General features: G+C 75.4%; 12 protein-coding genes. 8 read left to right on the top strand and 4 right to left on the bottom strand.

The features are described from left to right. Positions 1-270: FAD-dependent oxidoreductase (locus HGCM_RS20515; RefSeq protein WP_246119465.1), on the bottom strand; the 270-nt coding region annotated here is incomplete at its 3' end. 181 nt (positions 271-451) lie between these two features. Here HGCM_RS20515 and HGCM_RS14345 point away from each other — a divergent pair. The 3 genes from HGCM_RS14345 to HGCM_RS14335 all read left to right on the top strand — a co-directional run bounded on the left by HGCM_RS14345 (position 452) and on the right by HGCM_RS14335 (position 4,081). Next, positions 452-1,768, top strand: coding sequence for a M50 family metallopeptidase (locus HGCM_RS14345; RefSeq protein WP_019137523.1), 1,317 nt, complete (start codon positions 452-454; stop codon positions 1,766-1,768). Positions 1,769-1,945: 177 nt separating this feature from the next. Further along, positions 1,946-3,085: a flavodoxin-dependent (E)-4-hydroxy-3-methylbut-2-enyl-diphosphate synthase gene (gene ispG / locus HGCM_RS14340; protein ID WP_173390572.1), complete on the top strand. Its 1,140-nt coding sequence runs from the start codon at positions 1,946-1,948 to the stop codon at positions 3,083-3,085. A 99-nt stretch (positions 3,086-3,184) separates the two neighbouring features. After that, positions 3,185-4,081, top strand: coding sequence for a GNAT family N-acetyltransferase (locus tag HGCM_RS14335; protein WP_019137521.1), 897 nt, complete (start codon positions 3,185-3,187; stop codon positions 4,079-4,081). Between the two features lie 37 nt (positions 4,082-4,118). Here HGCM_RS14335 and HGCM_RS14330 read toward each other — a convergent pair whose 3' ends face one another. Next, the gene (locus HGCM_RS14330) at positions 4,119-5,009 is read right to left on the bottom strand and encodes an Fpg/Nei family DNA glycosylase (RefSeq protein WP_019137520.1); all 891 of its coding nucleotides are present in this window, start codon (positions 5,007-5,009) and stop codon (positions 4,119-4,121) included. A gap of 87 nt (positions 5,010-5,096) precedes the next feature. Here HGCM_RS14330 and HGCM_RS14325 point away from each other — a divergent pair, with 87 nt between their 5' ends. After that, positions 5,097-6,902 (top strand): proline--tRNA ligase, encoded by a 1,806-nt coding sequence (locus HGCM_RS14325; RefSeq protein ID WP_019137519.1) that lies wholly within the window; start codon positions 5,097-5,099, stop codon positions 6,900-6,902. Between the two features lie 19 nt (positions 6,903-6,921). On the opposite strand, the gene HGCM_RS14320 is transcribed toward HGCM_RS14325, so the two are convergent. Next, entirely contained in the window at positions 6,922-7,539 is a 618-nt protein-coding gene (locus HGCM_RS14320; protein WP_246119522.1) for an alpha/beta fold hydrolase, read from the bottom strand. A 200-nt stretch (positions 7,540-7,739) separates the two neighbouring features. Next, on the bottom strand, positions 7,740-8,852 hold the full coding sequence (locus tag HGCM_RS14310) for a DUF4439 domain-containing protein (RefSeq protein ID WP_019137516.1): 1,113 nt from the start codon (positions 8,850-8,852) through the stop codon (positions 7,740-7,742). Positions 8,853-9,010: 158 nt separating this feature from the next. On the opposite strand from HGCM_RS14310, the gene rimP reads away from it, so the two are divergent. From rimP to HGCM_RS18405, 4 genes are all read left to right on the top strand, one after another. Then, positions 9,011-9,583, top strand: coding sequence for a ribosome maturation factor RimP (gene rimP / locus HGCM_RS14305; protein WP_019137515.1), 573 nt, complete (start codon positions 9,011-9,013; stop codon positions 9,581-9,583). A 4-nt stretch (positions 9,584-9,587) separates the two neighbouring features. Then, entirely contained in the window at positions 9,588-10,625 is a 1,038-nt protein-coding gene (nusA, locus tag HGCM_RS14300; protein ID WP_019137514.1) for a transcription termination factor NusA, read from the top strand. Beyond that, the gene (locus HGCM_RS14295; RefSeq protein WP_081596412.1) at positions 10,622-11,008 is read left to right on the top strand and encodes a YlxR family protein; all 387 of its coding nucleotides are present in this window, start codon (positions 10,622-10,624) and stop codon (positions 11,006-11,008) included. Before nusA ends, HGCM_RS14295 begins: the two co-directional genes overlap by 4 nt. A gap of 197 nt (positions 11,009-11,205) precedes the next feature. Beyond that, on the top strand, positions 11,206-11,434 hold a 229-nt coding region (locus HGCM_RS18405; protein ID WP_040399131.1), incomplete at its 3' end, for a translation initiation factor IF-2 N-terminal domain-containing protein.

The raw sequence follows: 11,434 nt of genomic DNA, 5'->3' as shown, positions 1-11,434 counted from the left end.
CCCCTCCTCGTCGCGTCCGGCCGCCGGCGGCAGCGGCAGCGCCGCCGAGCACCAGCCGCCGCCGCGCCCGCTCGCGCCCGCGCCCACCGTCGCCGACTCCACCAGGCACACGTCGAGCGCCGGCTCCGCCTCGAGCAGGTAGTACGCGGCCCACAGGCCGGACAGGCCCCCGCCGACGACGACGACGTCGGCGACGTCGTCCCCGTCCAGCGGCGGCTGCGGCTCGCGGTCGGGGGACAGCGCGGTCCAGAGCGTCTCCGCAGCAGCCACCGGCACCACCTCCGCGTCGTGTGCCCCGATCCTCCCACCGCGGGACCCGGTTGTCCGTCGGTGCCGGGCGCCGCCGTCCGGGTGACACCCAGCCGCTTCCCAGGCAGGCACGGCACGATGCGCGTGGCCCGCGTGCGCGTGCGGTGGGCGATGATGGGCGCGGGACCGTCGGGAGGACAACATGGCGTACGTGATCGGTGTGCTCGTCGCACTGGTCGTGCTGCTCGCGTCGATCGCGCTGCACGAGGTGGGCCACATGGTCCCGGCCAAGCGGTTCGGCGTCCGCGTCAGCCAGTACATGGTCGGGTTCGGGCCGACGCTCTGGTCGCGGACGAGGGGCGAGACCGAGTACGGCGTGAAGGCGATCCCGCTCGGCGGGTACGTGCGCCTCATCGGCATGTACCCGCCCGCGACGGCCGTGGACGCGCCCGCCGGCACCTCGTGGTGGCGGCGGCTGGCCGCCGACGCCCGCGCCGCCAGCGCGGAGGAGATCCACCCGGGCGAGGACCACCGGGCCTTCTACCGCCTCTCGACGCCCAAAAAGCTCGTCGTCATGCTCGGTGGGCCGGTGATGAACCTGCTCATCGCCGTCGTCCTCATGGCGATCGTGCTCGTCGGCATCGGCCTGCCCACCGCGACGACGACGCTCGGCTCCGTGTCCGAGTGCGTGCTGCCGGCCGACGCGCCCGTGAGCCGGACCTGTGAGGACGGCGACCAGGCCGCTCCGGGCGCCGCGGCCGGCCTGCGCCCGGGGGACACGGTGGTGACCTACGACGGCACCGCCGTCACGTCGTGGGACCAGCTCTCGCGGCTGATCCGCGCGACCGGTGACGACACGGTGCCGATGGTCGTCGAGCGGGACGGCCGTCAGGTGGAGCTCTCGGTCACGCCGGTCGTCGCGCCGCGGCCGGTGCTCGCGGACGACGGCTCCGTGGTCACGCGGGACGACGGCACGGTCGTGACGACGCCCGTCGGGTTCCTCGGCGTGGGGCCGACGGAGGAGGTGCGGCGCCAGCCGCTCGCCGACGTGCCGGCATCCGTCGGGACGATGACCTGGCAGACGCTCTCGGTCGTCGCGGCGCTGCCCGCCCGCGTCGTCGACCTCGCGCAGGTGACGTTCGGCTCCGGCGAGCGCGGCACCGACAGCATCGTCGGCGTCGTCGGGATCGGACGGTTCGCGGGCGAGATCGCGTCCGTCCAGGGCGAGGGGGTCGACTGGGGGATGCGCGCCGCGGCGCTGCTGCAGATGCTGGCGGCGCTCAACATCGCGCTGTTCGTCTTCAACCTCATCCCGCTGCCGCCGCTCGACGGGGGCCACGTCGCCGCCGCCCTGTGGGAGGGCGGGCGCCGCCAGGTCGCGCGGCTGCGCGGCCTGCCCCGGCCCGGGCCCTTCGACACCGCCCGCCTCGTGCCGGTGGCCTACGCCGTGTTCGTGCTCCTCGGCGCCGTCGGCGTGCTGCTGGTGTACGCGGACATCGTCAAGCCCGTCGCGGTCTAGGCGGTTCCCTCGGCGCCGTCCGGCGGCTCGCGACCGGGCCGGCCGCCGCGCGCCGCCACGGCGCTGCCGTCCGTCGTGGAGGCGTCGTGAGCATGGTGTGCGTCGCACCGGCATCGCGCGTGGTCCAGGCCCCTGCGGTGCGATGATGGGGCGGTGAGCACTCCCATCGCCCTCGGCATGCCCGCCGCACCCGTCCCCGTCCTGGCCCCCCGGCGCGTGTCGCGCAAGATCCGGGTCGGCAAGGTCGAGGTCGGCGGCGACGCGCCGATCAGCGTGCAGTCCATGACGACGACCCCCACGACGGACATCAACGCGACGCTGCAGCAGATCGCGGCGCTGACCGCGTCCGGGTGCGACATCGTGCGCGTCGCGGTGCCGAGCCAGGACGACGCGGACGCGCTGCCGGCCATCGCGCGCAAGTCGCAGATCCCCGTCATCGCGGACATCCACTTCCAGCCGAAGTACGTGTACGCCGCGATCGACGCCGGCTGCGCGGCCGTGCGGGTCAACCCGGGCAACATCCGGAAGTTCGACGACCAGGTCAAGCAGATCGCGCAGGCCGCGACGGACGCCGGGGTCTCGATCCGGATCGGCGTCAACGCCGGCTCGCTCGACCCCCGGCTGCTGGCCAAGTACGGCAAGGCGACCCCCGAGGCGCTCGTCGAGTCGGCCGTGTGGGAGGCGTCGCTCTTCGAGGAGCACGGGTTCCACGACTTCAAGATCTCCGTCAAGCACAACGACCCCGTCGTCATGGTGCGCGCCTACGAGCTGCTCGCCGAGCGCGGCGACTGGCCGCTGCACCTCGGCGTCACGGAGGCCGGGCCCGCCTTCCAGGGGACCATCAAGTCCGCCACGGCGTTCGGCGCGCTGCTGAGCAAGGGCATCGGCGACACGATCCGCGTCTCCCTGTCGGCCCCGCCCGTCGAGGAGGTCAAGGTCGGCATCCAGATCCTGCAGTCGCTCAACCTGCGCCCGCGCAAGCTCGAGATCGTCTCCTGCCCGTCGTGCGGGCGCGCGCAGGTCGACGTCTACACGCTCGCCGAGCGGGTCACCGCCGGTCTCGAGGGCATGGAGGTGCCGCTGCGGGTCGCCGTCATGGGCTGCGTCGTCAACGGGCCCGGCGAGGCGCGCGAGGCCGACCTCGGCGTCGCGTCCGGCAACGGCAAGGGGCAGATCTTCGTCAAGGGTGAGGTCGTCAAGACCGTGCCGGAGGCGCTGATCGTCGAGACGCTCATCGAGGAGGCCCTGCGCCTCGCCGAGACGATGGACCCCGTCGAGTCCGGGACCGGCTCGCCGGTCGTGTCGGTCGGCCGCTGACGCCCGCCGCCGTTCACGCCACGGCCACGCAGCATTCCGGTCCCGGTCGGCCCTCGCGTCGATGCGTCGTGGTGGTGTGACGTAGTGCATAGTTTCCCCATGGGTGCGCGTCGCGCGACGTTGCTCGACGGGCGGCCCGGAGGACGGACGCTCGGCGACCACGACCTCCGTGCCGCTCTGGAGGTGTGCGCTCAGGACGCCGTGGGCTCGGTGCTCGCGGCGGGCCGCCTCGAGCAGGCCGTCGTCGTCGGGATGCGCTCCGCGGGCGGCGTCCTGTGGGGCTACGAGGTCGACGACGAGCTCGTCGCGCTCTGCTGGGCCGGGGCGAACCTCGTCCCCGTCGTCCCGGCCGACGACCCCCGGGTCGCCGCCGACGCGCTCGACGCCTTCGCCGCGCTCGCCCGCGACGCCGGACGCCGGTGCTCGTCGATCGTCGGCCCCGCCGACGCCGTGCTGGGCCTGTGGGAGCGGCTGTCGCGGGTGTGGCCGCGGGCGCGCGAGATCCGCGGCGACCAGCCCTCGATGGTGATCGACCGCGCGCCGCTCGTCGCCGCCGACCCCGAGGTGCGGCGCTCCCGCCCCGACGACCTCGACCTCGTCCTGCCGGCCTGCATCAGCATGTTCACCGAGGAGGTCGGCTACTCGCCGGCTTCCGGCCCGAACGGCCCCTACGAGATGCGGGTGCGCGGCCTCGTCGGGCAGGGCCGCTCGTTCGCCCGGATCGAGCCCGTCGACGGGCGGAGGCAGGTCGTCTTCAAGGCCGAGCTCGGCGCCGTCGCCGGCGGCGTCGCCCAGGTCCAGGGCGTGTGGGTGACCCCCGCGCGGCGAGGCCTGCGGCTGTCCGAGAGCGGCATGGCGGCGGTGGTGGAGCAGACGCGCTCGAGCGTCGCGCCCCTCGTCTCGCTGTACGTCAACGGCTACAACACCCGCGCGATCGCGGCGTACGAGGCGGTCGGATTCCGCCGCGTCGGGACCTACGCGACCGTCCTGTTCTAGGCGTCGGCGCGCGCCGCACCCGGCACGGCGCGACGGCTCAGCGCAGCAGCCGTGAGAGCCGGCGGTCGGCGAGCGGCTTGCCGCCCGTCTGGCACGTCGGGCAGTACTGCAGCGAGGAGTCCGCGAACGACACCTCGTGCACGGTGTCGCCGCACGGCACCCCGTCCCAGCCGGGGCAGGGCTCGCCGGTGCGCCCGTGCACGCGCATGCCCTGCCGCTTGGCGTCCTTGAGCTCGGCGGCCGGGCGGCCCGAGGCGGCGTCGACCGCGCCGGTGAGCACCTCGCGGATCGCCCGGTACAGGGTCGCGGTCCGCTCGGCGTCGAACGAGCGCGTCGGGGCGAACGGGCTCATCCGGGCGGCGTGCAGGATCTCGTCCGAGTAGGCGTTGCCGATCCCGGCGATCGTGCCCTGGTCGCGCAGGAGCCCCTTGACCTGCTGGTTCCGCTGCGCGAGGAGGTCGGCGAGCGTCTGCTCGGTGAACGCGTCGGAGAGCGGCTCGACGCCGAGCGTCGCGATCTGCGGGAACTCCTCGGGGTCCTCCACGACGTGCACGGCCAGGCGCTTGCGGGTCCCGGCCTCCGTGAGGTCGAACCCGGCGCCGTCGTCGAGGCGCACGCGCAGCGCGATGGGGGAGCGGCCGGGCCGCACGGGGGTCGCCGCGAGCTTCTCCGACCAGCGCACCCAGCCCGCGCGGGACAGGTGCCAGACGAGGTGCAGGGGCTCGCCCGTCGGCGTCGCGACGGTGAGGTCCAGCCACTTGCCGTGCCGGGACGCGTCGACCACGACTCCGCCGACGAGCGCGTCAGGAGGCGGGCGGAAGGTCTTGAGCGCGCTGATGGCGCCCACCTCGACGCCGGTGACCGTGCGCTCGTGGGTGCGCTCGCGCAGGAACCGCGCGAGCGCCTCGACCTCCGGCAGCTCGGGCACGGGTCCATCGTGGCGCACGCGCCCGACACGTGCCCAGGTGCGCCGTCGCGTCCGGAGCGGGACGCCGTGGCAACTAGGCTTCCGCCCATGCTCCTGAGGATGTCCACGCTGTTCGTCCGCACGCTGCGCGAGGACCCCGCCGACGCCGAGGTCGCGAGCCACAAGCTCCTCGTGCGCGCCGGCTACATCCGCCGCGCGGCCCCCGGGATCTACTCCTGGCTCCCGCTCGGCCTGCGCGTGCTCGGCAAGGTCGAGGCGGTCGTCCGCGAGGAGATGGCCGCGGCGGGCTCCCAGGAGGTGCACTTCCCCGCGCTGCTCCCGCGCGAGCCGTACGAGGCGACCGGGCGGTGGACCGAGTACGGGCCGAACATCTTCCGGCTGCGGGACCGCAAGGGCAACGACTACCTGCTCGCGCCGACGCACGAGGAGATGTTCACGCTGCTGGTCAAGGACCTGTACTCGTCGTACAAGGACCTGCCGCTGTCGCTGTACCAGATCCAGACGAAGTACCGCGACGAGGCCCGGCCGCGCGCCGGGCTCATCCGCGGCCGCGAGTTCATCATGAAGGACGCGTACTCCTTCGACGTCGACGACGCCGGCCTGGACGCCTCGTACCAGGCCCAGCGCGACGCCTACGAGCGGATCTTCACGCGCCTCGGGCTGCCGTACGTCGTCGTCGCGGCGACGTCCGGCGCGATGGGCGGCTCGCGCTCGGAGGAGTTCCTCACCCCGACCGCGATCGGCGAGGACACGTTCGTGCGCTCGCCCGGCGGGTACGCCGCCAACGTCGAGGCGGTCACCACCGTCGTGCCCGACGCGGTGCCGTTCGACGACGCCCCGGCGGCGCACGTCGAGGACACGCCGGACACCCCGACGATCGATTCCCTCGTCGCGGTCGCGAACAAGCGCTTCCCGCGGCCGGACCGGGCGTGGACCGCGGCGGACACCCTCAAGAACGTCGTCCTGGCCCTGGTGCACCCGAGCGGCGAGCGCGAGCTCCTCGTGGTGGGCCTGCCGGGCGACCGCGAGGTCGACCTCAAGCGGCTCGAGGCCAACGTGGCCCCCGCAGAGGTGGAGCCGGCCGGCGACGCGGACTTCGCCGCGCACCCCGAGCTGGTCCGCGGCTACATCGGCCCGGGGGCGCTCGGCCCGAACGCCCACGGGCACGAGGCGGACGACCCGGCCCGCACCGCGGTCCGGTACCTGCTCGACCCGCGGGTCGTGCCCGGCACCCGCTGGATCACCGGGGCCGACGAGCCGGGGCGCCACGTCTTCGACCTCGTCATGGGCCGTGACTTCGGCGCCGACGGCGCCGTCGAGGCGGCGGAGGTCCGCGCGGGGGACCCGGCGCCCGACGGCTCGGGCCCGCTCGAGCTCGCCCGTGGCATCGAGATCGGCCACATCTTCCAGCTCGGCCGCAAGTACGCCCAGGCCCTGGGCCTGACGGTGCTGGACCAGAACGGGAAGTCCGTCGTCGTGACGATGGGCTCGTACGGCATCGGCGTCACCCGGGTGCTCGCCGCCCTGGCGGAGGCCAACCACGACGAGCGAGGCCTCGCCTGGCCGGCGCACGTCGCACCGGCGCACGTGCACGTCGTCGCGACGGGCAAGGACCAGGCCGTGTTCGACGCGGCCGAGCAGCTCGCCGGCGAGCTGGCGGGCCGCGGCGTCGAGGTGCTGTACGACGACCGGCCGAAGGTCTCGCCCGGCGTGAAGTTCGCCGACGCGGAGCTGCTCGGCGTGCCGCTCGTCGTCGTGGTCGGGCGAGGCCTGGCCGACGGCGTCGTCGAGGTGCGGCCGCGCGTCGGCGGCACCCCCGAGCAGGTGCCGGTCGACGCGGCGGTGGAGCGCGTGGAGGCGCTGGTCAGGGAGTCGCTCGCGCCGACCCGCTGAGCAGCGGCCCGAGGGCGCCTCAGCCGAGCACGGGGGCGAGGCGCTCGCGGGGCGCGAGGGCGTGCAGCGCGTCGAGCAGGACCCGGTTGAACGCCACGGGGGCGTGCATGTTGACGTCGTGCCCCGCGCGGCGCACGACGTGCAGGCGCACCCCCGGCCGGGAGCCGACGTAGCGGCGCTCGTCGAGCCGCAGAGGGTCGCGGCGGCCGTTGACGAGCCAGACGGGCACGTCGACGCGCCGCAGGTCCGTCAGGGGCGAGTACCCGGCCATCGACGCGAGCATGTCCTCCACGACCGACCAGTCGTCGCCGCCGATGTGCAGCGCGCGGGTGACGACGCGCGACGCGCGGCGGTACAGGCCGAGCGGCTTGCCCTTGATCTCCGTGGAGCAGCCGGCCAGCAGGACGCCCGCGACGCGGCCGGGGTGCTCGGCGGCGTACGCCAGGCTCGTGTACCCGCCGAGCGAGAGGCCGACGAGCAGCGGCGGCTCGGCGCAGCCCCGGACCGCGACGTCCAGGACGGCGAGCGCCCCCGGGCGCGTGAACCGCTCGTCCGCCCGGGCGCCGTGCCCCGGCAGGTCGACCGCGACCGCGGGGTGCCCGGAGCGCAGCAGGGCGGTGAGCTGGGGGGTCCAGATCGCGGAGGAGGTGCGGGTGCCGTGGACGAGGACGAGGGGACGGATGAGGGGCTCCAGCGGTCGTTCGGGCGGGCGGGTCCGTCCGGGGGTTCCTCTTCATCGTCGGTCGGTGCGGGGGCCGGCACGAGCCGGGGGAGGAGCTTCACCCGCTCGCCTCGTGGGATCTTCACCCCGCGCGCACACCGGGCGCGGGCGGCGGCTCAGCCCTGAGGGTCCTGCGCGAGCTCCGGCATGCCGGGGAACGCGACCGCGGCAGCCCCCCAGCCCGCGGCGTCGGCGGTCGCGCGGCGCAGCCCGTCGAGGAGCACGGCCCTCGTGCCCGGGTTCGCCTCGGCGACGAGCACGCTGGTCGCGTCGGCCACGGCCGCCTCGAGGGTCCGGGCGAGCGCGCGCTTCTGCTTCGACGTGTCCAGCACGGGCAGGGTGTACGCGACGCGGCGCGGGTCGTCGGCCGTGCCGTCGACCCCGGCGACCTGCGCCCAGGCCTGCGCGAGCCCCCGGTGGCGGGTGGCGGCGGCCGCGGCGCGCTCGCGGGCGGCGCCGGTCCAGCGTGCCGCGAGGACCTCGTAGCCGTACCCGGCCTGGTCGTGGGCGAGGACGAGCGGGTCGAGCTGGCCCTCGAGGAGCCCCGCGGCCGTGGCGGTGGGCGACGGCTCCGGCGTGCCGGACGCGTCGTCGCCGTCGTCGTCCTCCTCGCCCGGCTCGCGGGCCGGGGCGAGGTCGGCGCTCGTGCCCGGCTCGGGCACGGCGGCCACGTCCGGCACGTCGAGGCCGGCGGCCGTCGCGAGGCGGCGCGCGAGCTCCGCCCGGCTCGTCGCGACGGCGGCGAGCAGCCGCGCGAGGGGGCCGTCGCCCGCGGCGTCCGCGTCGGCGAGCGCGTGCTCGGTCGCGGGGACGAGGAGGGCCAGGACGGCCGCGGAGTCAGCGGGCGACGCGGCGGGCTCCGCACCGGCCGTCGGGGTCGGGGTCGCGCCCTCGACGCCCGGGTCCCAGGTGCCGCCCAGCTCCTCGACGTGCCGTCCGCTGAACGCGGCCACGTCGTCCAGCACCGCGTGCACCGGCGAGTCCGCGGGCGTGGACGCCAGCAGCGACGTCGCCCCGGCCTCCAGCTGCTGCGCGTCCGCGACGGCGCGCGCCCGCACCTGCTCGTCGAGCCCGGGGGAGGGCAGCGCCGGCGACGGCGTCTCGAGGCGTACCCCGCACCCGGCCACGAGCGCGAGCGCCAGGACGACGAGACCCGCGGCGGCCGCGCGCACCGCCGCCGACGGCCTGCGCCGGGCGGCGGGTGCGGCGGGGCGCGGGCTCGTGGTCATCGCGCCGATCCTGCCACGGAGCTCTCGGTCGACCGTCGCACGCCGCGCGGCCGTCGCGGGCGCCGCGGGTGAGGGCGCCCGGTCCACTGGATAGGCTGTGCTCACAACCGCACACGGGGTCGGGCGCCACTGACCCGCTGAGCACGAAGGAGGCGGAGATGGTGGCAGCCGCTCCCGAGCAGCGGGTCCGCGAGGTCGTCGAGCCGGCCGTCGCGCCGGCGGGCCTGGTCCTGGAGGACGTGCACGTCCGGCGTGAGGGCGGATCCTCCGTCGTCGAGGTCGTCCTCGACCTCGTCGAGGACGCCGAGGGGGAGCTCGACCTCGACCGCGTCGCCGACGCGACGGGGCTGGTCTCCGACGCGCTGGACGCCGCCGACGTGGTCCCGGGCGCGTACACCCTGGAGGTGTCGAGCCGCGGCGTGTCCCGTCCGCTGACCGAGCGCCGGCACTTCGTGCGGGCGGTGGGCCGCTCCGTGACCGTCCGGACGACGGACGGCCGCACGGTCGCCGGCCGGCTGAGCGACGTCGAGCGAGGCGCGGCGGAGGGCGACGCCCTGGTCGTCGTCCCCGTGACGCCGGGCCTCAAGGGACGCCGGCCCAAGGTCGGGGACCCGGTGCGGGTGCCGCTGGCCGACGTGCGGGACGCCCGGGTCGAGGTCGACCTCTCGGGGCTCGGCTCGCCGGACGACGACGCGCAGGACGACACGCACGACGCTGGACAGGAGGGCTGAGGTCGTGGACATCGACATGACGGCGCTGAGGGCGCTCGAGCACGAGCGGGAGATCAGCCTCGACGTGCTGGTGGCGGCGATCGAGCAGGCCCTGCTGTCGGCCTACCACCGCACGCCGGACGCCTACCAGCGCGCGCGGGTGGAGGTGGACCGCAAGACCGGTCACGTGACGGTGTGGGCGCGCGAGCCCGCGCCCCTGGACGAGGACGGCCGGCCCGCGGACGTCGAGACGCCGGAGTTCGACCACACCCCGGACGGCTTCGGGCGCATCGCGACCGCGACGGCGCGTCAGGTGATCGTGCAGCGCCTGCGCGACGCCGAGGACGACCAGGTGCTCGGCCAGTTCCGCGGCAAGGAGGGCGAGGTCCTCGGCGGCGTCATCCAGCAGGGGCGCGACCCGCGCACCGTGCTGGTGGACGTGGGCGGCACCGAGGCGGTCCTGCCGCAGCACGAGCAGGTCCCGACCGAGCAGTACGTGCACGGCGAGCGGATCCGTGGCTACGTCATCGACGTGTCGCGCGGCCCGCGCGGCCCGCAGGTGACCCTGTCGCGCACGCACCCCGGGCTGGTCCGCAAGCTGTTCGCGCTCGAGGTGCCCGAGGTCGCGGACGGCACCGTCGAGATCACCGCGCTGGCCCGCGAGGCCGGTCACCGCACGAAGATGGCCGTCCGCGCGACCGTGCCGGGCGTCAACGCCAAGGGGGCCTGCATCGGCCCGCTCGGCGGGCGGGTCCGTGCCGTCATGGCCGAGCTGCACGGGGAGAAGATCGACATCGTCGACCACTCCGACGACCCCGCCGAGATGATCGCCCACGCGCTGTCGCCGTCGCGGGTCGTGTCTGTGACCGTCGTCGACGAGGCCGCGAGGGCCGCCCGGGTGGTCGTGCCGGACTACCAGCTGTCGCTGGCGATCGGCAAGGAGGGGCAGAACGCCCGCCTGGCCGCCAAGCTCACCGGCTGGCGCATCGACATCCGCTCCGACGCGGAGGGCGCGGCCGGCGGCGCGGACGAGACGTCCGACACGCCGGGTCACGCCGGGTGACGCGGCGCGGTAGACTCTCTGCGGCTGGGCCGGACGCCCCGCTTCCCACGCCTGGACGGCGAGCCCCCGTGTCATCCTCAGCACCCGAGCCGGTGCCGGGGCCCGCCGCGGGTCCGACCCGGACGTGCGTGGGTTGCCGGACGACCGGTCCGAGGTCGGTCCTGCTGAGGGTGGTCGTCGTCCGGGACGGCGCGGGAGCTCCCGCGCTCGCCGTGGACGCCGCCCGTCGGATGCCGGGCCGAGGTGCGTGGCTGCACCCCGACCCCCGGTGCCTGGAGCTCGCCGTCCGACGGCGGGCGTTCGGCAGGGCCCTGCGCGAGCAGGGGCCGCTGGACGCGTCCGTCGTGGGCGAGCACCTCGAGCACGCTGGGGACGGCTCGTGAGCCGAGCGGCTGCCGGCCGCGCAGCAGGAACGCAAGGACATCGCGGCGCCGGGACGTGACCGGCGTCGATCGTCGACAGGAAGCGGGTTGGAAGCCGATGGCTACCCGATGAGTGCGCACCGATGAGTGCCGTGCGATGAGTACGCAAGTCTGACGACGGTCCGACCCTGTCCGGGGCGGACCAGGACAGGAGAGATGTGGCCAAGGTCCGCGTCTACGAGCTCGCCAAGGAGCTCGGGATCGACAGCAAGACCCTGATGAGCGAGCTCAACACGATGGGTGAGTTCGTGCGCTCGGCGTCCTCGACGATCGAGCCCCCCGTCGTGCGACGGCTGCGCGACGCGCACCCGGTGAAGGCGGCCGACAGCAAGCCCGCCGCCAGGCCGGCGTCCCGGCCGGCCGCTCCGGCGCCCGCGCCCGCCCCGG

This window comes from Cellulomonas massiliensis JC225 (assembly GCF_000312005.1).
Lineage (GTDB): Bacteria > Actinomycetota > Actinomycetes > Actinomycetales > Cellulomonadaceae > Cellulomonas > Cellulomonas massiliensis.
Note: the sequence above shows the minus strand (reverse complement) of the source record. Positions and strands in the feature narration are given on the sequence as shown.